At 63.9% G+C, this 23516-nt stretch carries 20 protein-coding genes; 7 read left to right on the top strand and 13 right to left on the bottom strand.

Translation table 11 applies throughout. The features are described 5' to 3' along the window. Window positions 1–64 precede the first annotated feature (64 nt). From KHO41_RS14085 to hppD, 7 genes are all read right to left on the bottom strand, one after another. A complete protein-coding gene (locus KHO41_RS14085; RefSeq protein WP_211953894.1) occupies window positions 65–2278 on the bottom strand; it encodes a xanthine dehydrogenase family protein molybdopterin-binding subunit in 2214 nt (737 codons plus the stop codon). Next, window positions 2275–3264, bottom strand: coding sequence for an FAD binding domain-containing protein (locus KHO41_RS14080; RefSeq protein ID WP_211953893.1), 990 nt, complete (start codon window positions 3262–3264; stop codon window positions 2275–2277). The genes KHO41_RS14085 and KHO41_RS14080 overlap by 4 nt, the downstream gene beginning before the upstream one ends. A 9-nt stretch (window positions 3265–3273) precedes the next feature. Beyond that, window positions 3274–3948: a (2Fe-2S)-binding protein gene (locus KHO41_RS14075; protein ID WP_244873840.1), complete on the bottom strand. Its 675-nt coding sequence runs from the start codon at window positions 3946–3948 to the stop codon at window positions 3274–3276. A 163-nt stretch (window positions 3949–4111) separates the two neighbouring features. Then, window positions 4112–4906: an SDR family NAD(P)-dependent oxidoreductase gene (locus KHO41_RS14070; protein ID WP_211953892.1), complete on the bottom strand. Its 795-nt coding sequence runs from the start codon at window positions 4904–4906 to the stop codon at window positions 4112–4114. 231 nt (window positions 4907–5137) lie between these two features. Further along, complete coding sequence (locus KHO41_RS14065; RefSeq protein ID WP_211953891.1) at window positions 5138–6337, bottom strand: amino acid aminotransferase; 1200 nt, start codon at window positions 6335–6337, stop codon at window positions 5138–5140. Window positions 6338–6448: 111 nt separating this feature from the next. Beyond that, window positions 6449–7834 (bottom strand): amino acid permease, encoded by a 1386-nt coding sequence (locus tag KHO41_RS14060; RefSeq protein WP_211953890.1) that lies wholly within the window; start codon window positions 7832–7834, stop codon window positions 6449–6451. 140 nt (window positions 7835–7974) lie between these two features. Then, window positions 7975–9054: a 4-hydroxyphenylpyruvate dioxygenase gene (gene hppD, locus KHO41_RS14055; RefSeq protein ID WP_211953889.1), complete on the bottom strand. Its 1080-nt coding sequence runs from the start codon at window positions 9052–9054 to the stop codon at window positions 7975–7977. A 410-nt stretch (window positions 9055–9464) separates the two neighbouring features. Here hppD and KHO41_RS14050 point away from each other — a divergent pair, with 410 nt between their 5' ends. The 3 genes from KHO41_RS14050 to KHO41_RS14040 all read left to right on the top strand — a co-directional run bounded on the left by KHO41_RS14050 (window position 9465) and on the right by KHO41_RS14040 (window position 11334). Beyond that, the gene (locus tag KHO41_RS14050) at window positions 9465–9938 is read left to right on the top strand and encodes an Lrp/AsnC family transcriptional regulator (protein ID WP_211953888.1); all 474 of its coding nucleotides are present in this window, start codon (window positions 9465–9467) and stop codon (window positions 9936–9938) included. Between the two features lie 69 nt (window positions 9939–10007). Further along, window positions 10008–10811 carry a BPL-N domain-containing protein gene (locus KHO41_RS14045; RefSeq protein WP_211953887.1) on the top strand — a complete coding sequence of 268 codons (804 nt, stop codon included), beginning with the start codon at window positions 10008–10010 and terminating at the stop codon, window positions 10809–10811. A gap of 115 nt (window positions 10812–10926) precedes the next feature. Further along, window positions 10927–11334, top strand: coding sequence for a hypothetical protein (locus tag KHO41_RS14040; RefSeq protein WP_211953886.1), 408 nt, complete (start codon window positions 10927–10929; stop codon window positions 11332–11334). A gap of 17 nt (window positions 11335–11351) precedes the next feature. Here KHO41_RS14040 and KHO41_RS14035 read toward each other — a convergent pair whose 3' ends face one another. From KHO41_RS14035 to KHO41_RS14015, 5 genes are all read right to left on the bottom strand, one after another. Then, the gene (locus KHO41_RS14035) at window positions 11352–12542 is read right to left on the bottom strand and encodes a M24 family metallopeptidase (RefSeq protein ID WP_211953885.1); all 1191 of its coding nucleotides are present in this window, start codon (window positions 12540–12542) and stop codon (window positions 11352–11354) included. Window positions 12543–12557: 15 nt separating this feature from the next. Beyond that, on the bottom strand, window positions 12558–13526 hold the full coding sequence (locus tag KHO41_RS14030) for a Bug family tripartite tricarboxylate transporter substrate binding protein (protein WP_211953884.1): 969 nt from the start codon (window positions 13524–13526) through the stop codon (window positions 12558–12560). Window positions 13527–14533: 1007 nt separating this feature from the next. Continuing rightward, the gene (locus tag KHO41_RS14025; RefSeq protein WP_211953883.1) at window positions 14534–15145 is read right to left on the bottom strand and encodes a TetR/AcrR family transcriptional regulator; all 612 of its coding nucleotides are present in this window, start codon (window positions 15143–15145) and stop codon (window positions 14534–14536) included. Window positions 15146–15239: 94 nt separating this feature from the next. Continuing rightward, on the bottom strand, window positions 15240–16007 hold the full coding sequence (locus KHO41_RS14020; protein ID WP_211953882.1) for a ParA family protein: 768 nt from the start codon (window positions 16005–16007) through the stop codon (window positions 15240–15242). A gap of 162 nt (window positions 16008–16169) precedes the next feature. Continuing rightward, window positions 16170–17081: a LysR family transcriptional regulator gene (locus KHO41_RS14015; RefSeq protein WP_244873839.1), complete on the bottom strand. Its 912-nt coding sequence runs from the start codon at window positions 17079–17081 to the stop codon at window positions 16170–16172. A 419-nt stretch (window positions 17082–17500) separates the two neighbouring features. On the opposite strand from KHO41_RS14015, the gene KHO41_RS14010 reads away from it, so the two are divergent. The 4 genes from KHO41_RS14010 to KHO41_RS13995 all read left to right on the top strand — a co-directional run bounded on the left by KHO41_RS14010 (window position 17501) and on the right by KHO41_RS13995 (window position 21426). Then, window positions 17501–17698, top strand: a complete 198-nt coding sequence (locus KHO41_RS14010; protein WP_211953880.1) for a DUF3311 domain-containing protein — start codon at window positions 17501–17503, stop codon at window positions 17696–17698. Beyond that, complete coding sequence (gene mctP, locus KHO41_RS14005) at window positions 17695–19197, top strand: monocarboxylate uptake permease MctP (protein WP_211953879.1); 1503 nt, start codon at window positions 17695–17697, stop codon at window positions 19195–19197. Before KHO41_RS14010 ends, mctP begins: the two co-directional genes overlap by 4 nt. Before the next feature lie 141 nt (window positions 19198–19338). Continuing rightward, window positions 19339–20415 (top strand): porin, encoded by a 1077-nt coding sequence (locus KHO41_RS14000; RefSeq protein WP_211953929.1) that lies wholly within the window; start codon window positions 19339–19341, stop codon window positions 20413–20415. Between the two features lie 102 nt (window positions 20416–20517). Beyond that, window positions 20518–21426, top strand: a complete 909-nt coding sequence (locus KHO41_RS13995; RefSeq protein WP_211953878.1) for a LysR family transcriptional regulator — start codon at window positions 20518–20520, stop codon at window positions 21424–21426. Here KHO41_RS13995 and ilvB read toward each other — a convergent pair. Further along, window positions 21423–23288 (bottom strand): biosynthetic-type acetolactate synthase large subunit, encoded by a 1866-nt coding sequence (ilvB, locus tag KHO41_RS13990; RefSeq protein WP_211953877.1) that lies wholly within the window; start codon window positions 23286–23288, stop codon window positions 21423–21425. The genes KHO41_RS13995 and ilvB overlap by 4 nt on opposite strands. Window positions 23289–23516: the final 228 nt, after the last annotated feature.

The raw sequence follows: 23516 nt of genomic DNA, 5'->3' as shown, positions 1-23516 counted from the left end.
GGCTCTGACAATGGGTTCTCCCGTTTCTTCGTTGTTCGTCTCGACGACTGCGGGCTACTGCGCTTCAGGCGAGCAGCTTGTCAACCGTCAGGGGCAAATCGCGGATGCGCTTTCCCGTCGCGTGATACACCGCGTTGGCCAGCGCCGCGGCCACGCCGACAATGCCGATCTCGCCGATGCCCTTGGTCCCAAGCGCGTTGATATGCGGATCATCCTCGTCCAGCACCACAATGTCGATAGCGCCGACGTCGGCATTGACCGGCACATGATATTCGGCCAGGTTGCCATTGGCGATACGGCCGCTGACCAGATCCAGTTCGGCCTGCTCGTGCAGCGCCATGCTCAGGCCCCACACGATCCCTCCCATGAGCTGGCTGTGGGCCGTCTTGCGGTTCAGCAGCCGCCCCACGCCGTAGCTGGCCACGATGCGCTGCATGCGGATCTCGCCGAGGTCCGGATCGACATGGACTTCCGCGAATACGGCGCCAAAGCTGTGCATCGAGAATTTCTTGCGCTCGTCGCCAGGCCGCGCGCTCATGCGCGCTTCGACAGGCTGGCCGCCGCGCCGGGCAATGGGCGCCGCCACGGGTTCGCGGCGCGATGGGTCGGACCGCCGCTGCAGCCAGCCATCGACGACATCGACATCTTCGGGCGGCGCACCGGACAACGGTGAGGCCGCATCCGTAACGGCCAGCTTTACCAGTGCCAGCCGCGCCGCCATGGAAGCGGCCTGCACCGCGGGGGCGACGCTGGTGACCGATTGCGATCCACCCGATACCGGGGCTTCGGGGAAGTTCGTGTCGCCAAGTTCGAATCGGACCTTGTCTGGCGGCAGGCCCAGGGCATCGGCAGCGACCTGCGTCATGACGGTGAACGTACCGGTTCCGAGGTCTTGCGAACCCGATTGCACCAGCGCCGTGCCGTCAGGCAGGATGCGCGCCAGTGCGCTGGCGGCCGAGCGATTGGCCGGGTAGGTCGTGGTAGCCATGCCCATGCCGACGAGCCGCCCGTCGCTGGTCCGCATGGAGCGCGGTGCCGGATTGCGCTGCGCCCAGCCAAAGCGCGCTGCAGCGTCGCGATAACACTCGCGCAACGACTTGCTCGAGAACGGCAATCCCTTGCCGGGATCCGTGTCGGCATAGTTGCGCAGCCGCAGCGCAACGGGGTCCATGCCAAGCTTGTACGCCAGTTCATCGAGCGCGCATTCGAGCGCAAAGCTGCCCGATGCCTCGCCTGGCGCGCGCATGAAGGTCGGCGTACCGATGTTCAGCTTGAGCAGGCGGTGGCTGGTCTGCTGGTTCGGTACGGCATACAGCATGCGCGTGAGCAGCGCACACGGTTCGAGCCAGTCTTCCATGAACGAGGTGCAGGCCGTCACCTCGTGGCGCATGCTGGTGAGCGTGCCGTCGGCGCGCGCGGCCAGCACGACGTGCTGCTCGGTGCGGGGCCGTCCGCCCACGGGACCGAACATCTGCGGGCGCTCCAGCACCAGCTTGACCGGATGCCCGGCTTCGCGCGCGGCCATGGCGGCGAGCACCACGTGCGACCACGTCGATCCCTTGCAACCGAAGCCGCCGCCCACGAACGGGCAGACCACGCGCACTTGCGACGGCTGCAGGCCCAGGGTTTGCGCGACGGTCTTGCGCACGCCGCTCACGTACTGCGTGGCATCGTACAGCGTGAGCATGTCGCCCTGCCAGGCCGCCACCGTGGCGTGCGGCTCCATGGGGTTGTGGGTTTCAAGCGGCGTGGAGTAGGTGGTGTCGATGCGCGCTGCCGCGCCGTCGGTGGACGACATGTCGCCGCGCGAGCTGTCGGCCGGCTCGTCCTTGGCTTCCTTGGGCTTGTACGCGCTCGCGCGGGCCGCGGCGAAGTCGAGCACCGGCGTCTTCGTCCTGTAGCGGATGACGATATGCGCGGCGGCGTCGCGCGCCTGCTCCAGCGTGTCGGCAACGACAACGGCCAACGGCTGGTTGTTGTAGTGCACTTCAGTGTCCTGCAGCAGGTTCAGTACGCGCCCGGCCGGTGGCGTGCCCGCCGCGGCCTTGCCGGCCTGTGGCAGCCGCGGCGCGTTGAACGGCGTCATTACCTTGCGTACACCGGGCATGCGCTCGGCAACGGCGATATCCATGGACGCGATGTCACCGCTGGCAACGGTGCTCGTCACCAGTACCGCGTGCAGCAGTCCTGGCAGCGGATTGTCCGCGGCATAGCGTGCGCGGCCGGTGACCTTGAGGGCACCGTCGGTGCGGTCTAGCGGGGCGCCGATCACGTTCATGCCATGCCTCCTGCTGCGATGCCCAGCGCGCGCACTACGGCGTGTTGCGCCAGGGCGAGCTTGTAGGCGTTATTGGGAAGCGGCCGCGCGCCGTCCAGCAGCAGGCGTGCCGCTTCGCTGGCGGCAGGGGTGCTGAGCGGGCGTCCCACCAGGACCTGCTCGGCCGCCGGCACGCGCCATGGTTTGTGCGCGACACCGCCCAGCGCCAGTCTTGCGCTGCGTACGTTCCTGCCATCGAGTTCCAGGGCCGCCGCCACGGACACCAGTGCGAACGCATAGCTCGCGCGGTCACGGACCTTGAGGTAATGGCAATGCCCGGCCAGCCGCGACGGCGGCAGGTCTACCGCGACAATCATTTCGCCGGGCCGCAGCACCGTGTCGAACTGCGGCGTGTTGCCCGGCAAGCGGTGGAAGTCGGCGATCGCGATGCGGCGTTCGCCGCCATCGCCGCGCACCACGACCACGGCTTCCAGCGCGGCCAGTGCCACGCTCATGTCGGACGGGTTGACGGCGATGCAATGCTCGCTAGCGCCAAGGATGGCATGCATGCGATGCACGCCCTGCAGCGCCCCGCACCCGGACCCCGGCGCACGCTTGTTGCACGCGCTGAAGCCGGTGTCGTAGAAATAGTGGCAGCGCGTGCGCTGCATCAGGTTGCCGCCCACGGTGGCCATATTGCGCAGCTGGCCGGAAGCACCGGCAAGCAGCGCCTGCGACAACAGCGGGTAGCGCTCGCGGATCAGCGCGTGGTTGGCAGTGTCGGCATTGCTCGCCGTGGCGCCGATGCGCGCACCGCCGTCGGGAAGCGATTCGATCGTGCCGAGCGGCAGCCATCCGACATCGACGAGATGGATGGGCTGCTCTACGCCCGCCTTGGCGAGGTCGAGCAGGTTGGTGCCGCCGCCGATGTAGCGCGTGCCGGGCTGGCGGCCCAGCTGCAGCGCTTCATCCACGGTAGTCGCGCGGTGGTAGGTGAACGGGGTCATGGTTGCGCCTCATGAGCGGCGCGTGGCGCCAGTGGCATCGCGCACGGCGGCCACGATGTTCTGGTAGGCGCCGCAGCGGCAGATATTGCCGCTCATGCGCTCGCGGATCTCCGCGTCGCTGAGCGACTGGGGCAATGCGGCGGGCGGCGGCTGCACGGTGCTGGCCGCGCCGGCCCGCGCTTCCGCGAGCATGCCCACCGCCGAGCAGATCTGGCCCGGCGTGCAGAATCCGCACTGCAGCGCATCGCGCGCGACAAAGGCGGCCTGCATCGGATGCAGGGTCTCGCCATCGGCCAGGCCTTCGATCGTGGTGATGCGGCGGCCTTCCTGCATGACCGCAAGCGTCAGGCAGGCGTTGATGCGCCGCCCGTCGCTGAGCACTGTGCAAGCGCCGCACTGGCCGCGGTCACAACCCTTCTTGGCGCCGGTGAGCCCGATCACCTCGCGCAGCGCGTCGAGCAGCGTGACGCGCGGTTCCAGCGACAGTGCGTATTCCTTGCCATTGATATGCAACCGTACTGGCCGGGCGGGCACGGACGGCGGCGCCTGGGTCGGCGCCGGCGACGCGGGCTGCCCGGCTGCATAGGCGGTCGGCAGCGCCGCCGCCGACGCTGTCAGCGCGGCGGATTGGAGGAAGCGGCGCCGGGTCGGGCGGTCCGGGCCGTCTGGATGGCTGTGGGGCATGCGCGGTCCTTTCGCGGCGCGCTGCCACGACGGCTTGCGCCTGCGCTGTTGCGCCAGAGCCAGCAAGATCGGTGCCGGTGGCCCGGGAGCCCCCAGGCCACGCGCATGCTACGTTAAGTGCTTCAAATTTTCAGCACACGTGTAGAAATTACGGCAGCTTCGTTCACACGATGGTGTCGACCACGCCGCCATCGACAAGCAGCGCGGCACCCGTGGTCGCGGAAGCCTGCTTCGAGCAGACGTAGACGACCATATTGGCCACCTCATCGACAGTCGCCGCACGCTGGATGATGGAGGTGCTGCGATGCGTCTTGACGAAATCGGCGGCCACTTCCTCCACGGGCTTGCCGGTGCGCCTGACTTCTTCGGCAAGCATTTCCTCGACGCCTTCGGACAGCGTCGGCCCGGGGAGGACGGCGTTCACCGTCACGCCCGTGCCGGCCAGCCGTTTTGCCAGGCCGCGCGACACGGCGAGTTGAGCGGTCTTCGAGAAGCCATAGTGGATCATCTCGACCGGGATATTGACCCCCGACTCGGACGAGATAAACACGATGCGTCCCCACTTGCGCTGCACCATGCCGGGCGCATAGGCGCGCGACAAACGCACACCGGACATCACATTGGTCTCGAAGAACCGCGTCCATTCGCTGTCGGGCGTTTCGAAGAAGTCCTGCGGATTGAAGATGCCGAGGTTGTTGACCAGGATATCGACTGCCGGTACCTGCGCGAGCAGCGCCTCCACGCCTTGCTGTGTGGCCAGATCGCCCGCGAAGGGGATCAGGTCCGCGTCCAGCGCCTCTGCGCGCAGCGTGTCCGCTGCCTTCGCCAGCGCATCCGCCTTGCGGCCGTTGAGGACGACACGCGCGCCGGCCTGCGCGAGGCCGCGCGCCGTGGCGAAGCCGATACCTGCAGTGGAGCCCGAAACCAGGGCGGTTTTGCCCGACAGATCAATGTTCATGGCGATACCCTTCAGGATGGTTTGCCCGCATCAGGGGCAGGAACTTCACGGAATGGCGTAGCCGGCACGCGACGTGCCACTGCCCGCCGACCCTGCGTTTGTACTACGAACGGGCGACGTGTGCAGAAGCGGAGGCGAAGGGAATGCGCGGAACTGCGCAGGGGAGGGGAAAGGAGGGGCGTGGGAAAGCGCAGTCCAGGGCAGTGCCCGGACTGCGTTGTGGCGCCTGGCTTACTTGCCGCCGAGCACTGCGGCGATGGCCTTGGCCACCACCGTCACATTGCGTTCATTGAGACCGGCCACGCACATGCGGCCCGAACGCAGCAGGTACACGCCGTGGTCTTCGCGCAGGCGGTCGGCCTGGTCGGCGGTCAGGCCGGTGTACGTGAACATGCCGCGCTGGGTCAGGTAGCGCGACAGCGCTTCACCGCTGACGTGGTCGCGCAGGTTGTGGTGGATGGTCTCGCGCATGCGCGCGATGCGGTTGCACATCGCGGCCAGTTCCTGCTGCCACAGCGTGCGCAGCTCGGGCGTGGTCAGCACCTTGGCCACGACGCGCGCGCCGTGCGTCGGCGGGTTGCTGTAGTTGGCGCGCACGGCACCGGTCAGCTGGCCCAGCACGTTGGCCGCTTCGGCCGCGCTGTTGCACACCACGCTCAGGCCGCCGCAACGCTCGCCATACAGCGAGAAGTTCTTCGAGAACGAGTTCGCGACGAGGCACGGCACGCCCTGGCGGTCCAGTTCGCGGATCGCGAAGGCGTCTTCGTCCAGGCCCTCGCCAAAGCCCTGGTAGGCCATGTCGACGAACGGCAGCAGTTCCTTGGCCTTCAGCACGCCGATCAGCTGGCGCCACTGGTCCTGGTTCAGGTCCACGCCGGTGGGGTTGTGGCAGCACGCGTGCAGCAGGACGATGCTCTGCTTGGGCAGCTTGCTGATCGCGTCCACCATGGCGTCGAACTTCAGGCCGCCGGTGGCATCGTCGTAGTACGGATACGTGTTGACGGTGAAGCCCGCGCGCTCGAACACCACGCGGTGGTTTTCCCAGCTCGGGTCGCTGATCCACACTTGCGACTGCGGGAAGTAGCGCTTCAGGAAATCGGCACCGACGCGCAGCGCGCCCGAGCCGCCCAGCGTCTGCAGCGTGGCGACGCGGCCGGTCGCGCGGGCCGCGCTGTCTTCGCCGAACACCAGCGCCTGCACGGCGTTGCGGTAGGCCAGCAGGCCCGACATCGGCAGGTAGGGGCGCGGGCCCATGTCGGCCAGCAATGCGGCCTCGGCCTTTTCGACGGCTTCCATGACCGGCAGGCGGCCGTCGTCGTCGAAGTAGATGCCGATGCTCAGGTTGACCTTTTCGGTGCGCGGGTCTTGCTGGAAGTCCTCGTTGAGCGAAAGGATCGGGTCGCCGGGAAAGGCCTCGATATGTGCAAACATGGGATTCTCAGGATTCTGGAGTCGGGGCTGGGAGTGTGCGCCGCAGGGCTTGCATCGGGCGCACAGGCTGAAGTGTAACCGGCGGCGCTGTGACGCGCCGCCGGGGGGGGCTTACTGGGCCGAGACGCTGCCTTGCAGGGCCGGCGCCGCGTTCTTCTGGCGCAGGCGGTAGGCGATGCCCAGCACGACCAGCCACACCGGGATCAGGTACACCGAGATGCGCAGGCCGTCGGTCAGGTACATCACGTACAGGATGCCGGCCAGGAACACCAGGCACAGGTAGTTCGTGAGCGGGTAGCCGAAGCTCTTGAAGCGCGTTTCCTGGCGGGCCTTGCGCTTATCGGCGCGGAACTTCAGGTGGATGATGCTGATCATGGCCCAGTTGATGATCAGGGCCGAGACCACCAGGCCCATCAGCAGTTCAAACGCCTTGCCGGGCATGAAGTAGTTGATCAGCACGCACAGGCCGGTGGCCGCGGCCGACACGCCCAGCGCCGTCAGCGGAATGCCGCGCTTGCTGACCTTGGCCAGCGACTTCGGCGCATTGCCCTGCTGGGCCAGACCGAACAGCATGCGGCTGTTGCAGTACACACCGCTGTTGTAGACCGACAGCGCGGCCGTCAGCACGACGACGTTCAGCACATTGGCGACCCAGTTGCTGTTCAGCGCATGGAAGATCAGCACGAACGGGCTGCCGCCGGTCACGACGTTTTCCCACGGGTACAGCGACAGCAGCACAGCCAGCGCGCCAACGTAGAAGATCAGGATTCGGTAGATGACCTGGTTGGTTGCCTTCGGGATGCTCTTTTCCGGCTGATCCGCTTCCGCCGCCGTGATGCCGACCAGTTCCAGCCCGCCGAACGAGAACATGATCACGGCCATTGCCATGACGAGTCCGCCCAGGCCGTTCGGGAAGAAGCCGCCGTGCTGCCACAGGTTCGTGATGCTGGCCTGCGGACCGGCATTGCCCGACACCAGCAGGTAGCCGCCGAAGCCGATCATGCCGATGATGGCCGCGACCTTGACGATCGAGAACCAGAACTCCATCTCGCCGAAGGACTTCACGCTCGACAGGTTGATCGCGTTGATGATCAGGAAGAACGCCAGCGCCGAGATCCAGGTCGGGATGCCGGGCCACCAGTACTGCACGTAGATGCCGACCGCCGACAGCTCGGCCATGCTGACCAGGATGTACAGCACCCAGTAGTTCCAGCCCGACATGAAGCCGGCGAAATGGCCGCAATACTTGTTGGCGAAGTAGCTGAAGGAGCCCGCCACGGGTTCGTCCACCACCATCTCGCCAAGCTGGCGCATGATGAAGAAGGCCACGATGCCAGCGACGGCATAGCCAAGCAGGACCGAGGGGCCGGCCATCTTGATGGTCTGGGCGATGCCCAGGAACAGTCCGGTGCCAATGGCGCCGCCGAGCGCGATCAGCTGGATGTGCCGGTTCTTGAGGCCACGCTTTAGCGTGCCGTCATTGTTGCTTTCAACCATGAATTGTTTCCTCTACCCACTCTTATGGAATGGCATGCGGGGCCTGGCGTCTCTTGCTGTGAGGAGGGTGGGACGCCTGGGCCTTGAAGGCCGCCGGGAACGGGGTACCGCGCCCGGCGACAGTGACAGTCAGAGCCTGATCAGGCTTCGACCTTGAGGGTGCCGCGCGCGATCTGGTCGCGTTCCAGCGATTCGAACAGCGCCTTGAAGTTGCCTTCGCCGAAGCCGTCGTCGCCGCTGCGCTGGATGTATTCGAAGAACACCGGGCCAAGCACGGTCTTCGAGAAGATCTGCAGCAGCAGGCGCGGCTTGCCGCCTTCGGTGGTGCCGTCGAGCAGGATGCCGCGCGCCTTGAGCTGGTCCACCGGCTGGCCATGGCCCGGCAAGCGGTTTTCCAGCGCCTGGTAGTAGTAGTCGTTCGGCGCGGTCATCAGTTCGACGCCGGCGAGCTGCAGGTTGTCGATGACTTCGAGCAGGTTGTCCGTCAGGAAGGCGATGTGCTGGATGCCCTCGCCGTTGAAGGCCATCAGGAATTCCTCGATCTGGCCAGCGCCCTTCGACGACTCTTCGTTCAGTGGAATGCGGATCTTGCCGTCCGGCGCGGTCATGGCCTTGGAGGTCAGGCCGGTGTATTCGCCCTTGATGTCGAAGTAGCGGATTTCGCGGAAGTTGAACAGCTTCTCGTAGAAGTTGGCCCAGTAGGCCATGCGGCCACGGTAGACATTGTGCGTCAGGTGGTCGACCAGCTTCAGGCCGTGGCCCACGGGGTGGCGGTCCACGCCTTCGATGAACTCGAAGTCGATGTCATAGATCGACTTGCCTTCCTCGAAGCGGTCGATCAGGTACAGCGGCGCGCCGCCGATGCCCTTGATCGCGGGCAAGCGCAGTTCCATCGGGCCGGTCGGGATTTCCACCGGCTGCGCGCCCAGTTCCAGCGCGCGGGCATAGGCCTTGTGCGAATCCTTCACGCGGAACGCCATGCCGCAGGCGCTCGGGCCGTGCTCGGCGGCGAAGTAGGCGGCGTGGCTGTGCGGCTCGCGGTTGACGATGAAGTTGACCTCGCCCTGGCGATACAGCAGCACGTCCTTGGAACGGTGGCGGGCCACCAGCGTGAAGCCCATCCGTTCGAACAGCGGCTCGAGCACATTGGGGGTGGGCGAGGCGAATTCGACGAATTCGAAGCCCATCAGTTGCATCGGGTTGTCAAAGAGGTCGGCCATGGTGTGTCTCACAGGGGAAGGTAAGTATTTCGATCTCACGCGCCGCGCGGAGTGCCGCGTGGCGGCGTGGAATCAGGGAAGGCGGGCAAGCGCCGGAATCAGCGGCCGGGCGTCATGTCGGCGGACGTCGCTTTGGCGAACGGCAGGCAGCGGGGACGGCAGGCAGAAGGGCATGGGGCGCTTGCAGTACCGGCCGGGTGGCCGGGAAATAATATTGCGAACGTTGCGCCGCGATCCTGACCTGCGACGCGCCTTGGCAGTGCGTGGAAGTCTCTGCGGCTCCTCATCGGCATTGCCAATCTGGGATGCAGTGTATATTCTGGCCGACAAAATTGGATTTCATTAATGACGCAGGGAAACCCTGAATTACGAAATCTGATTGTGCGAAATCGCGGATAGGGGAAACAAAAGTGCAAGCCATCGAGCTGGACCGTACAGATCGCCGCCTGCTGGGCGTTTTGCAGGAGCAAGGCAGGGCTTCCAACCTGGAACTGGCCGAGGCGATTGCGCTGTCACCGGCACAGACTTTGCGGCGTCACCGCCGCCTGGAGGAGAACGGCATCATCAAGCGCTACGAGGCGCGGCTGGATGCCGCTGCGCTCGGCCTTGGCGTCGTGGCGTTCATCCACGTGACCATGGAGCGCGGCCATATCCGTGACCTGTCGAACTTCAAGAGCCTGGTGGCGGAACTCGCACAGATCCAGGAGTGCTTCTCGGTGACCGGCGATATCGACTATGTGCTCAAGGTCGTGGCCAAGGACCTGAAGTCGCTGTCGGATTTCCTGCTCGACACGCTGATGCGCATTCCAGGCGTGAGCGGCGTGAAGTCGAGCGTGTGCCTGGACGAGATCAAGTGCACCAGCGCCGTGCCGCTCGATATGTAAGGCAATCGCCGGTACTGGAATACACTCGGAAGCAAAGCCCCCACGCGGCCCCGGCGGCCGCCATTGAAGATGTCAAAGCCCCACATCCTGACCTACATCGATGCCGGCGCGTCCGACTGGACCGCATGCCTGATGCGCACCATCGGCCAGCAACTGCAGTCCGGCACGTACGAGATGCGTGCGGTCATGGCATCGGATATCCGGCATGACCCGACGCTGTTCGACGACGCAGTCATGTTCGTCATGCCCGGCGGGGCCGACCTGCCGTACTGCGCGAAACTCAATGGCGCGCCCAACGCGCGCATCCGGCGCTTTGTCGAGGAAGGCGGCGTCTACCTGGGGATCTGCGCGGGCGCCTACTACGCATGCCGGGAGCTGGCGTTCCACGCCGGCACCCGCGGCGCGATCTGCGGTCCGCGTGAACTGAGCTTTGTCGACGCGGTCGCCGTAGGCTCGCTGCCCGAACTGACCGGCGGCCGGCTCTATGACGGGACGCCGCGCACGGCCGCCGCGGTCGAACTCCGGACCACCGGCCAGCTGCCGGGCGCGCCGATGTCGGCCTACACGCATTACCACGGCGGCTGCCGCTTCGATCTCGGCGAGACGCCCGGTGCCGATACGGAAGTACTGGCCGTCTATTCGGATATCGAAGACACACCGCCGGCCATCGTCAGTTCGCGGGTCGGCCGGGGCCGCGCGATCCTGACGGGTGTCCACCTCGAAATCTCCGAGCAGGAATTCGAGGAGGTGCTGCGCGGACACAGCGACATGGACCAGCATATGCACGTGTGCCGGAAGCTGGCCGAGACCGGCGACGCGCGGCTGGAAGTATTCCGGCAGGTGCTGGCGCACGGCGGCCTGGAACTGGACTGACGCGGACTTGCGCGCCTCATCCGTCTTCAGGAGGGTTGACGACTCCGGGTGGCGCGCGTGAATGTTTGCCTCTCCAACTCCGGATTCGGCAATGCTCAGGACAGTCGCTCTTGCTGTGGCTTTCGCATGTGCTCCCGTTGCCCACGCGGCCAAATGCCGTAGCGGCAACAGCGTCCTCTACACGCAGGACGACTACTGTCCATCGGGCTACACCGATATCACGTCCAGTGGCGGCGGCGGTACCGTATCGAGCATCGGCAAGAGCGACCTGACCAAACAGCAGGAGGCCGACTACCTGCGCCGCCGCAACGCCGACCACCAGGCCGAACAGAAACAGGTGGCGGTGGAGCGCCAGCAACTGGTCGCCGCGGAGAACAGCCGCCGCTATGACTGCAATGGCTTGTTCGTGCAGCGCAGGAATGCCGAGCTGGCGATGCGGCAGGGCAATGCATGGCAATCCATGGAAGCGCTGCGGCAGCAATACCGGGCCATCCAGGAAGGGCTGGCCCGGCTTGGCTGCTGAACGGCGAACTTCCAGCCTTACGCCACGGTCGCGTACTCGAGTGTCTTGGGCGTATTGACGATCACCTCCGGCTTGTCGCCAACGATGACCGTGTCATCGAGTCGGAAGCCGCCGAGTCCGTAGACATACAGCCCCGGCTCCGATGAATAGACTTCGCCTGCCAGCAGCGGCCGCGTATTGAAGGCCATGTCCTCCGGATACTCATGCAGCATCAGCCCGACCGCGTGGCCGGTTCGGTGGAAGATGTACTGCCCGCAGCCGGCGGCTTCGATCACGGCCTGCGCCGCGGCATCCATGTCGCACACGCGCTTGCCAACGACTGCAGCAGCCACCGCGGCGTCGGTCGCTTGTGCCGCGACCTGGTAAAGCCTCGACTGCTCGCTGTCGGGCCGGCCGCAGAACCATGTACGTTCGTTCTCGACATGGAGGCCATTCAGGCGCGGCAGGATCAGGTTGACGATCGTATCGCCGCGCGCAATGCGCGATCCGCATGCGGCACCGTCGCCGTGCGGCGAGGCTGACGCGGCGCCCGTCAGCGTCCAGCATTTGAGGATGTCGAAGTCCTCGCCCGGGAAGCGGTTCGCCGCTTCTTCTACCATCAGTGCTGCCATGGCGTGGTCGAGTTCCTGCACGAGCCGGCCGGGGCGGATGTTTTCGCGGTAGCGGTCCTGCACCCAGTCGGTCAGCGCTGCGAGGTCGCGCATGACCTGATGCTCCTCGGCGTGCTTGACCCAGCGCAGGCTGCGCATTTCCGCGAGCGACGGTCGCAGGGTCAGCTCGGGCAGGTAGCGCTGAGCACCGGCAAGAATCGGATGCTGCGTGTCGACTGCGATGCGCGACATGCCGAGCCCCTTCGCGCTCAGCAGCGCGGCGACGACTTCGGGCAACTGCGCGGGCAGCGGCAGCCGGTTCGATACGCGCGGATGCTCTGCGTAGAACGTCACGTCCGTCAGCCACACGGTGCCCTTGCTAGTGGCGAAGCGCAGGTGGTTCGTCGAAAGTTCGTTCATGACTGCAAAGGTCTCGCCGTTGCGCGGCACCACGACGAACACGGGCCGCTCCCACGGCCAGACATCGAGCTGGTAATTGGTCGCGTACTGGAAGAAGTCGGGCGTGCCGAAGACCAGCGCATCGACGCGCAGGCGGTCCATCAGACGGTGCATGGCCGACAGGCGATAGTCGTGTACTGCCTTGCTCAGGTGTGCCATATCAATCTCGATAACTCAGAGGGAAATGTTCAGGCGCCGGATGATCGGGCCCCAGGCGTCGGCATCGCGCTTCATGTAGCGCTCGACTTCGGACGGCGGTCCCTTGATCGGGTCGAGGAACTGGTTGCCGAGTTTTTCGCGGAAGCCGGGATCGTCGAGGACCTGGTTGATATCGGTATTGACCTTCTGGACCACGTTTGCCGGTGTGCCCGCGCGCGCCACGATGGCATACCACCCGGGCACCTGCACGTCATAGCCGAGTTCCTTGAACGTGGGCACCGATGGGAGTGCCGGCAAACGCTTGTCGCCGGTCACGGCCAGTGGGACCAGCTTCTTGCTGGCGAAGAACGGCTGCACGCCGGCAATCACGTTCATCATCACCGGCGTCTGCCCGCTCATCAGGCTGGTGGAACCGCCGGCGCCGTTGAACGGCACATGCTGCATGCGGATTCCGGTGCGCTCGGCCACCAGTTCCATGGCCAGATGCGTCGAGTTGCCGATGCCACCCGACGCAAAGCTGATCTCGCCCGGACGCGCCTTCGCCATGCGCACGAAGTCCTGGAACGTGCTCACGTTCAGCGACGGCGCCGCGACGAACACGAACGGCGAATTTGCGAGCATCGCCACGCCGGTCAGGTCGCGGGTCGGGTTGTACGGCAGCTTCGGATAGAGGAACGGATTGAAGGCCAGGTTGGAGACGCCGGCGAAGAACAGCGTATGCCCGTCTGCGGGCTGGCCCAGCACGTAGCCGATTGCCAGCGTGCCGTTGGCGCCGGGCTTGTTCTCGACGACGACAGGCTGCTTCCACGTCAGCGCGAGCTTCTCCGCGAGGGCGCGGGCCAGCACGTCATTGCCGGTGCCACCGGCTTGCGGCACCACGAGCCGTACGGGTTTGGAGGGAAAAGTTTGCGCCTGCCCGATACCGGGCAGCGTCATCGCTACCGCAGTACCAGCCGCCCAGGCCAGTAGTTGTCGCCGGTCCATATTCCACCTTGATTCATTGCGAGAGGCACCCTGGTAATCAGGGTGTGGGGTGCAATGTACCATGTGGTACATTGGTGGGTGGAATCGGGGTTTACGAGAGGGGGATATGGGGCTTTGATGGGATTTTTGGGGGGTTGTTGTTGGGGTTGAGGTGTCGTTCTTGGCTGGCGGCGCTGTTTCGCCGGCGTAGCCGGCGAGTCACTTTTTGTCCGAGCGACAAAAAGTAACCAAAAAGCGCGTCGTTGCCGCTGGCCATCAATTCCACGGTGGCAGTGGCTCAAACGGCTTTGGACGCCTGCGATGGTGGTCGGCCGTTCGACCCTGCTACGCTATGTGAGTCAGAACCTGTGCCTGGCGCGGCACGGCTTTTGGACGATCCCCAAGACGGACTCGGGTACAGCCTTTCAACAAAGTCAGTGGTGGGACGCCTTCGGCTGCGCTGCGCGCACGTCGCAGTCTGGGTGCGATCTCATCAACGTCGCTGGCGCTCGAGGGCTGTATTTCTTCTCCCTCTCTCTACTTCGCGCATGCAATGCGCGGGCCTCGTTACCGAGGCGTGGTTTGCCCTGGGCCTGCGTGCTCAGACTAGGGCTCTGCGCGTAGCGCAGCCGAAGGCGATCACCCGATATCGCTCGCAACAGGGACCACAGACGCTTGCAGGGCTCGTTCAATCAGCGCTGTAATTCTGACCACGGTGGTGCCCCACGCGGCAGGCAGCGTGAAGAACTCTGAAGCCTATACCCGTACAACACCCCTGGCCCACTACGATAAAAATTCGCCCCTTTGGGGCAACCTCTTGACGCGCTTTTGCCTACTTTTGCCGCTCGGGCAAAAGTAGGTCGCCGGCTACGCCGGCGAAACAGCCGCGCCAGCGAAGAGCGATAACCGGCCCCAACGAGAAGCCCCACCGGCTACGCCGGCGAATCAGCGGCGCCTGCCAAGAGCGAAAACCCAGCCCAAACGACAAGCCCCCGCCAAGAGCGAAAAACCCGGTCAAGCCGCCAAATCTACGCTGAGGGTTTGCCGGAGCCAGGCGCCTGCGCCATCCTGCTGGCGAAATACTTCAACGCAGCCGTAGTGCCTTCCCGGTCACCGGTGGTGACAAGATCCAGCAGCAACCCCCGCATCATGGCGACCTCGACACGCGCCCGCAGGCGCGCCTCAGCCTCATCAAGCCCCATGCTTTCCCGGAAGCGCTCAGTGAGCATCGTGGCCCAGCTCCCGATGACGTCGTCGAGAAAGCCGCTGAAGCGTTCGCGGTCATGGATTGCCTTGCCATAGATCTCGAACAGCAACTGCATGATCGGCAGGTAGGCAGGCGCGGAGTAGCGTTCCCACGCCGCTTCCATTGCCGCCTGCGGGTCCATGCCGTCGACGATCACGCGCTGGCGTGCGTCCTGTTCCGCGTGCCGGATACGGTGCAGCAGCGCCTGCCAGAAGCCATCGGCGGAGCCAAAGTAGTAGATGAGCATCCGGTGGCTGGTGCCGAGCGCATCGGCCATATTCCGGAGAGACAGGTCGCCGAGGCCATTGGCAAGGACTTCCGCGGTGGCGGCATCGAGCAATTGCAGCGCTTGCTCGCTGGTGGACCGGTCAATGGTGGCTTTGGGTGTTGGCATGGCAGGCTGGCAAATCATGCCCTGGCACGAACGCGGGCAGGGCGGCAGCCCGGAATTCTACGTGATCGAATCCCGACGCCGCACCCGCAGGCTTTCACCCTGCCAGTTCTGTGTGCAGCGCCAGATACTCCTGCGACAGCTTGTGGCGCGGATCGAGGTGGATCATCGGCGTGGCATGCTGGTGCGATTCGCGGATCTTCACCGACGATGACAGCCGCGATGCCAGCACCGGCAGCCCTTCGCTGACCAGTTCCTCGACAAGCTTCACAGGCAGGCTCGCACGCGGCTGGAACTGGTTGATCACGATGCCTTCGACCTGCAGCGCTTCATTGTGGTCCTGCTGGATTTCCTTCACGTTGTCGAGCAGCGTGTAGAGCGCCCGGCGCGAGAAGTCGTCGCAGTCGAACGGGATCAGGCAGCGCTCCACCGCGATCAGCGCGGAACGCGTGTAGAAGTTCAGCGCCGGCGGCGTGTCGATGTAGATCGCGTCATAGACCGATTCCAGCTCGATCAGCGCGTCGCGCAGCTTGTAGATCTTGTAGCGCGATTCCAGCTTGCTATGCAGGGAGTCCAGGTCAGGGTGCGCCGGCATCACATCGAGATTCTCGAACGGCGTCGTGTGGATGAACTCGCTCAGGTCCACCGGCTTGAAGCTGTAGGTCAGCGACGACTCGAAGAAATGCGCCGCCGTCGGCGTGGCTTCGGCTGCCTGCGCGCCCATCAGGTACTGGGTCGAATTGCATTGCGCGTCCAGGTCGACGACAAGCGTGCGCAACCCTTCGCTGGCGCTGATCGCCGCGAGATTGCATACGATGGTCGACTTGCCCACGCCACCCTTCTGATTGAACACGACGCGCCGCATTTGCCCCTCTGGAGAAGATCGTTTCGGAGGCGAAAGCATACCTTAACAAGGTAGGGTGCGGGTGCAGCGGGACGGAGCTGTGGTTCGCACTTGCGCAGGCTGGCGATCACTGGTACTCGAGTGGCCAGTTATCAAGGACGCCGGGATCGGATAGCGGAGCGGTCACGCGTCTGTCTCCGGGATTTCGAATGCATTCAGCAATGCTCGTACCTTGGGTGGTACAAGCCTGCGGGCCGGAGTCAGCGCATATACCCTGAGCGGAGACGAAAGAAATGCAGGGAACAACCGCACCAGTTCTCCCCGCCTGACCTGATCTTCGATGTATGCCGGCATCAGCCGTACGACGCCAAGACCTTCGATGGCGGTGCGCACGCGAATTTCAACATTCGGCGTCCGGATGGCCGGGCATATGGCTACCCGCCCGACTTCCCGCCCGTTTTCAAACAGATCCCAATAAGTATCGTCACCGTCCACGATCATGGGCCACGACCCGATATCCGCGAGTTGCCGCGGGAGCCCGCGCCTGGCAATCATTTCCGGGGCTGCGTAGAAGGCGCGTTCCATTGCCACAACGTGTTTGCTGACCAGCGAACTGTCGGGCAGTTTTGCATCGATCTTGACGAAGGCAATGTCGTATCGGTGCTCCAGCAGGTCGGGAATCCTTCGCGTATCGTCAATCTCGACCTTCAGATCCGGATGCGCCCTGAGCAGCTTCACCAGTGCAGGCGCCAGATGAATCCTGCCTGTTTCATAAGGCGCTGCCAGTCGTAGCGTGCCTGATACCTGCTGCCGTGTTGACCGCGCATCGTTATCCGCTTCCCGCAGTTCATTCAGCAAAGGCGTGATCCGGTCACATAGCGTCTGACCCAGATCCGTTACGCGAACCTTGCGCGTGGTCCGGTCAAGCAGCCGATTGCCCAGCCGGGCTTCCAGGCGGGCCAGCGACAGGCTGATCGACGACTTCGGAACGCCGCTACGGTCGCTCGCGGCAGTAAAGCCCCCGGCCTCGACGACCCGGCAGAAATTGTCCCAGTCGCCCCAGTCCACGATCTCATCAGGTTTCTTGTGCAGCATGGCCCCGTGCGGCACCCAGGGCCGCTCTAACTCCGACACATCCCGGAGGCATCACCACCCGGCGTTCAATGAATCTTATGAAGCGGCGCGCCTTTTCTGAAGGGGAAGCCGTGCATGGATTGGGCCATTTCGTTCGTGAATCTTGCCAACCTTGCTGCGGGAAATGCTCTGCCATCCCGAGTCCGGCGATTGGCCCGTATCTCGCAAACATTGGCCAGAGACTGGCCCATTTGCGTCGACCCGCGCGCGCTCGCTTCACTACCATTTGGATCAGCGATGCATGGTTGTGATGCATTGCATTGCGATCGAACTTGCGCGCGCCATCCCGTCAGGAAGGCATCCGATCGACGCCGTCGATTCCGATTCCCATCCCCCGTGCGCGCATCCGTGCCCGCTCAAGGAACTTCAGGAGAGCAACGTTGACTACGCCAGACAAAGGAGGCCGCAGCTGGATCTGGGCGCTCCTGTTTGCCCCATACATCGGCCTCTTGTGGCTGCCGCTTTATAACAGCGCCCAACCGGAATGGTTGGGCTTTCCATTCTTCTACTGGTATCAGTTCCTCTGGGTGCCGATCACCTCCTTGTTGCTGTACGTCGTCTATCGGAGGATGAAATGAGCGAGACACCCGCAGTCAATAGCGTGGCAATGGCGGTGTTCATTGCATTCTTCGTCCTCGTCACAGTGCTGGGATTCGTCGCGGCGCGGTGGAAGCGGGGGGATTTGTCACAGCTTCATGAATGGGGACTTGGCGGCCGGCAATTCGGCACGGTGATCTCATGGTTCCTGGTGGGCGGGGACTTCTATACGGCCTATACGGTCATCGCGGTCCCCGCGCTGGTCTATTCGGTGGGTGCGTACGGCTTCTTCGCGATGCCCTATACGATCATCGTCTATCCGTTCGTGTTTGCAGTCATGCCAAGGCTGTGGGAGGTGTGTCACCGCAAGAACCACATCACGGCTGCCGACTATGTCCAGGGCGAGATCGGAGGACGATGGCTTCCGGCGGCAGTGGCGATCACCGGAATCATCGCCACGCTGCCTTATATCGCGCTGCAGCTGATTGGCATGCAAGTGGTGATCAAGGGGCTGGGCGTCGATGGCGAATTGCCGCTGATCGTCGCCTTCGCCATTCTCGCCGTCTACACCTATTCGAGCGGGCTTCGTGCGCCAGCGATGATTGCCTTCGTCAAGGACATCATGATCTATATCGTGGTCATTGCCGCGATCTCGGTCATTCCCAGCAAGCTTGGCGGCTATGGTGCGCTGTTCCATGCGGCCGACACGTTCTTCACCGCCAAGGGCGGCGCCACCGGCATCATCCTCAAGCCATCGCAATTCACGGCGTATGCGACGCTGGCACTCGGGTCGGCGCTGGCGGGCTTCATGTATCCCCACACCATGACGGGGATACTGTCGTCGGGTTCTGCAAACACTGTGCGCAAGAATGCCATCGCGCTGCCGGCGTACACATTGTTGCTGGGCCTGATTGCCGTGCTCGGCTATATGGCGATTGCCGCCGGCGTGCATGTGTCATCGGCTTCGGATGTGGTGCCGGTGCTGTTCCTCAAGTTGTTTCCGTCCTGGTTCGTGGGCTTTTGCGCAGCCGCGATCGCCATCAGCGCGCTGGTGCCGGCGGCGATCATGTCGATCGGCGCGGCGAATCTGTTCACGCGCAATCTGTACAAGCCGCTGATGGCGCCGGATGTGAGCCCCGAAAAGGAGGCAAAGAGCGCCAAGCTGTTTTCGCTGGTGGTGAAGTTTGGCGCGTTGCTCTTCATCATCGTGCTGCCCACGCAATACGCGATCGACCTGCAACTGCTCGGCGGCGTCTGGATTCTTCAGATATTCCCAGCGGTCGTGTTCACGCTATACACGCGACGCCTGACTGCGTCCGGGCTGCTTGCCGGCTGGTTTTTTGGCATCGTCACCGGAACGGGACTCGCCATTTCCCTGGGCCTGAAGCCGGTGTATGCGCTGCATATCGGCGATGGTGTCTATCCGACATACGTTGGCGTGATTGCGCTGGTAGTCAACATCGTCGTGTCGGTAGCCGTGTCGGCGCTGACACAAGGGCGTCGTGTTGCAGGCGAAGTTGGCACCGTTACGACGAGGTAGAGCACTTGCTTATGGGTCTGGATTGAAGTGAAGGCATGTCTCGGGCAGCGCCGTTCTGTTTCCTGTGGAACAGTGCTCAGGCAACAGGCGCTGCTCTTTTCGAATGTTCTGCGGTGTTTCAATAAAACGAAGTGGGGTTTGATGAAGAAGGTTTTTGCGGTACTGGCAGCATCCTTTGCCGCCAATGTCGTCTATGCCGAGTCCGGCGTGGCGCTCTATGGGCTGGCGGACGCCGGCGTCGAGTACATCGACAATACCGGGCGTAACGGCAGTGGTCTCTTGCGGGTGACATCGGGAAATCTGTCAGGCTCGCGCTGGGGCCTGCGCGGCGTGGAGGACCTGGGCGGCGGGCTGAGAGCTGTACTCCAGCTGGAAAGTGGCTTTGATATCGATACCGGAAACTCCGGACAGAGCGGGCGCCTGTTCGGCCGTGACGCGCATGTGGGCCTGGAAAGCCGGTATGGCGCGGTGCATCTTGGACGACAGCAGACATCCATGCGCGAGTTCGGCATTGTCTACGATCCCAATGTCATTGCCGACCGCTATGGCATGCTTTCGATTGCTCCTGAGTTCGGCGCGCGCGCCGACAATGCCATCAAGTATGTGGGCACATTCGGAGGAATGACCGCCCAGGCCTTCTACGCTTTCCAATCCAATGGCACCGAGGTCGCGGGCAGCAACGTCTACGGCCGTGATTTCGGCGCGTTCGTGAACTATGCCACCGGACCTTTCTCGGTTGGCGTGGCCTATGACGACGCCCATGTCGGCACGCCGGCAAACCAGGCGCCACTCATCAGGCGCGCTTCGGTGGCTGGCACCTATGCCGCTGGTGCCGCCAGGTTGTATGCGGGATATCGCCTGGCAAAGGCGTACGGCGGTGCGGCACTGCCTGGCGCGCAGACGGCGAACGCCGGCTCGAACTTGTATTGGCTGGGTATCGTGTACAAGCTGACGCCTGCCTTTTCGCTGACCGGTACCGCTTACTACCAGGACTTCCGGAAGACCGGATCGGACCCGTGGCAGTTCGCCATGACCGGGGACTATTCGCTGTCCAAACGCACAGACCTGTACGTGTCGATGTCCTACGCGCTCAACAAGGAGAACTCGCAGCTGGGCGTCAATGGCTTTAACAGTGGCAGCGGCGCGAACGCGGTCTTCAATGTGCAACCAGGCAAGGACCAGTTCGGTGCGGTGATGGGTATTCGTCACCGGTTCTGACGATGGCCCGCGCAAAGTCGCTGGATCACCGGCCGTTCCCTTGCACATGAAGAAATAATCGAAAAGAATTAGCCAGCCTTAGTCCATCGGTGGAGAGCGTCAGTGAACCTTTTTGAATCGATGTCTCTCCTGGTCGCGGTCGTCGATGCGGGCAGCCTGTCGGCCGCCGCGCGCCGCCTCGGCGTGCCGCTGCCAACAGTCAGCCGAAAGGTGGCAGAACTGGAATCCCACCTGAAGGCTCGCTTGCTGCACCGTACTACGCGCAAGCTCTCGCTGACGGAGGCTGGGGACGCATACGTCGCGGCCTGCCGACGAATTCTCGAAGAGGTGGGGGAGGCCGAACGCGTTGCCGTCGGTGAACATGTCTCCCCCAAAGGCGAACTTGCCGTTACCGCTCCCGTGGCGTTCGGACGCTTGCACGTTGTGCCGGTCATAGCGGAATTCCTCGCGCACTACCCGGAGATCGACGTCAACCTCGTGCTCACCGATCGCGTCGTGCACCTGATGGATGAGGATGCCGACGTGGCAGTCCGGATCGGGGAATTGCCCGACAGCACACTCATCGCGACGCGGGTCGGGACAGTCCGCCGCGTCGTGTGCGCGAGTCCGGAATATCTTGCATCCCGCGGCGTGCCGTCGGCACCGGGCGACCTTGCGGCACACAGTTGCGTGAACTTCGAGGTACTTGCGTCTACGCGTGCCTGGGTCTTTGGTGTCGGCAAGTCGGAAGTATCCGTGCCCGTGCATTCCCGGCTGGCAGTCAATACCGCAGAGGCCGCCATTGCCGCAGCGATTCTGGGGGTCGGGTTGATCCGTGCGCTGTCGTACCAGGTAGCAGACGCCATCCACAACAACACGCTTTGTGTCGTGCTTCAGGAGTTCGAGTCCGCGCCGTTGCCAGTCAGCCTTGTGCACAAGGGACAAGCCCCGCTGCCATTGAAGCTGCGGGCCTTCCTCGATTTCGTGACACCGCGCTTGCGCACGCGTACGGGATCGGCGCCAGGCGGCTAGAACATATCGGCGGCAGGGAGATGCGGCGCCCCATGTTCCGCCCCTTCCGGCCCGGATCGTGAAGGGATGAATGGTCCCGTGATCATGCTTGAGTAACTCTGGCCGGGCCCCACCATCGGGAATACGTCAGCGTTCTCGTCAACCATCACCTCCAGCAGGGCGGGGCCCTCGAACTCGACGAAGGCCCTGAGCGCCGCCTCGACCTTGTCGGCGTCTTCTACGCGGCACGCAAACTCGAAGCCATCCGCCTGCGCCGCGAGGACAAAATCCTTGCGGTGGAGTGCCTTGTCGCTAACACAAAAGCGCCCCTCGAAGTACAGGCGCTGCCACTGCCGGATCATCCCGTCGCCGCGATTGTTGAGCAGAAGAACCTTGACGGGTACCCCGTACGTTGTCGCGGTCTCCAGTTCCCCGAGGTTCATGCGGATGCTGCCGTCGCCATCGATATCGATGACCAGCGCGTCGGGCCGCGCCAGTTGCGCGCCGATCGCCGCGGGCAGGCCGAAGCCCATGGTCCCCATGCTGCCGGATGTCAGGAAGCTTCTGGGTTCGCTGAACCGGAAGTACTGTGCCGCCCACATCTGATGCTGGCCGACTCCGGTGCTGACAATCGCGCGCCCTCCGGTGATCCGGCCCAGCATCTCCACGACAGACTGTGGCTGGATCGCGGGACTGGTCCGGTCGTAATTCATGCGGTAAATCCGTTTCAGTTCGGCGACGTGATCGAGCCAGTCCGAATGCGACCGCTCGACCAGACCATGTTCCGCCAGCGACACCAGCGCACGCCTGGCGTCGCCGACATGGCTCCAGTGCGCCCGCTTGATCTTGTTGATCTCCGCTTCGTCGATATCGATATGCGCAACGTATCGCGCACCGGGAGCAAACGCGTCAGGACGCCCACCGGCAACCCGATCATCAAATCGGGCACCGACAGCAATCAGGAAGTCGCAATCCTCAACGGCATAGTTGGCACACGCGGCACCGTGCATGCCAAGCATGCCAAGATACAGTTCGTGATCCGCGGGCATTGCACCGAGTCCCATGAGCGTCGTCACCACGGGGATCCCATAGCGCTCGCTGAACTGGCGCAGTTCCGCCGTGGCACCGGCCGCTATGACGCCGCCACCGACATACAGCAGTGGCCGCCTGCTTTGTCCGAGAAGATCGAAGAAGCGGGTGCGCTTCTTTTCGTCCAGGCGAGCGCCGTGCGCAACCTTGCGAAGACGTTCAGAGTAGCCGCGGAACTGCAAGGTGCCGGAACCATGAAAGGTACCGGTCCAGTTCTGGACATCCTTCGGCACATCGACGACCACGGGACCGGGGCGTCCCGTCCGGGCAATCTCGAATGCCGTCCGCAGGGTGTGTTCGAGCTTTTCAGGATCCGTCACGAGGAAGACCTGCTTGGCGCAGGCGGACATGATGTTGAAGACAGGGGCTTCCTGAAAGGCATCGCTACCGATGGCTGCGCGCGGCACCTGGCCACATATCAGAACCACCGGGACGGAATCGCCATTGCAGTCGGCAATCGGCGTGACCGCATTCGTCGCGCCGGGCCCGGATGTCACCATGAACACGCCGACTTTCCCGCTGGCGCGCGCGTAACCGGCAGCCATGAAGCCGGCAGCCTGCTCGTTGGCGGGGACAACGAGCCTGATCTGACGCCCGGGATCGGCCTCATGCATGGCATTGAAGCGGAAAACGGCGTCATACGTCGGCAGGATGGCGCCTCCGCTATAGCCAAATACCGTATCGACGCCCTGTTCGCTAAGGACGCGCAGGATGATATCGGCGCCCGACAAGCGCTCGCTCGATTGCGCAGGCGTCAGGGGAAGTGAGGGGGCAAGTTCTGGATTTCGGGTCACGGCCGGATCGCTTGGAAATTGGTGCCGGCAACATCAGCAGCCAGGATTAAACGGACAATTTCCCTTCCAACTCGAGAACAGCTTATGTTCGGCACCAGCTTGTGGACCATGGCTTCGACGGGTTCTCCGTACCTGCGCCTGCCCACCTAGCACGTTCTTGGTGTGCGCCTGGAAGAATTGTGAGGGTGACGTGCGTCATTGTGGCAATGACGGCGGCGCCGCGCTGGC

It is taken from the genome of Cupriavidus numazuensis (assembly GCF_905397435.1).
In the GTDB taxonomy this organism is placed as follows: domain Bacteria; phylum Pseudomonadota; class Gammaproteobacteria; order Burkholderiales; family Burkholderiaceae; genus Cupriavidus; species Cupriavidus numazuensis.
This window is presented reverse-complemented; position numbering and strand designations above follow the sequence as displayed.

Bases quoted from the DNA above. Each gene is read 5' to 3' on its own strand.
- mctP (WP_211953879.1), top strand. From the start codon at position 17,695: ATGAGCGAGACACCCGCAGTCAATAGCGTGGCAATGGCGGTGTTCATT.
- KHO41_RS14080 (WP_211953893.1), bottom strand. From the start codon at position 3,264: ATGACCCCGTTCACCTACCACCGCGCGACTACCGTGGATGAAGCGCTG.
- KHO41_RS14000 (WP_211953929.1), top strand. From the start codon at position 19,339: ATGAAGAAGGTTTTTGCGGTACTGGCAGCATCCTTTGCCGCCAATGTC.
- KHO41_RS14025 (WP_211953883.1), bottom strand. From the start codon at position 15,145: ATGCCAACACCCAAAGCCACCATTGACCGGTCCACCAGCGAGCAAGCG.
- KHO41_RS14075 (WP_244873840.1), bottom strand. From the start codon at position 3,948: ATGCCCCACAGCCATCCAGACGGCCCGGACCGCCCGACCCGGCGCCGC.
- hppD (WP_211953889.1), bottom strand. From the start codon at position 9,054: ATGGCCGACCTCTTTGACAACCCGATGCAACTGATGGGCTTCGAATTC.
- KHO41_RS14035 (WP_211953885.1), bottom strand. From the start codon at position 12,542: ATGGCACACCTGAGCAAGGCAGTACACGACTATCGCCTGTCGGCCATG.
- KHO41_RS14085 (WP_211953894.1), bottom strand. From the start codon at position 2,278: ATGAACGTGATCGGCGCCCCGCTAGACCGCACCGACGGTGCCCTCAAG.
- KHO41_RS14070 (WP_211953892.1), bottom strand. From the start codon at position 4,906: ATGAACATTGATCTGTCGGGCAAAACCGCCCTGGTTTCGGGCTCCACT.
- KHO41_RS14045 (WP_211953887.1), top strand. From the start codon at position 10,008: ATGTCAAAGCCCCACATCCTGACCTACATCGATGCCGGCGCGTCCGAC.
- KHO41_RS14015 (WP_244873839.1), bottom strand. From the start codon at position 17,081: ATGCTGCACAAGAAACCTGATGAGATCGTGGACTGGGGCGACTGGGAC.
- KHO41_RS14020 (WP_211953882.1), bottom strand. From the start codon at position 16,007: ATGCGGCGCGTCGTGTTCAATCAGAAGGGTGGCGTGGGCAAGTCGACC.
- KHO41_RS14065 (WP_211953891.1), bottom strand. From the start codon at position 6,337: ATGTTTGCACATATCGAGGCCTTTCCCGGCGACCCGATCCTTTCGCTC.
- KHO41_RS14060 (WP_211953890.1), bottom strand. From the start codon at position 7,834: ATGGTTGAAAGCAACAATGACGGCACGCTAAAGCGTGGCCTCAAGAAC.
- KHO41_RS14030 (WP_211953884.1), bottom strand. From the start codon at position 13,526: ATGGACCGGCGACAACTACTGGCCTGGGCGGCTGGTACTGCGGTAGCG.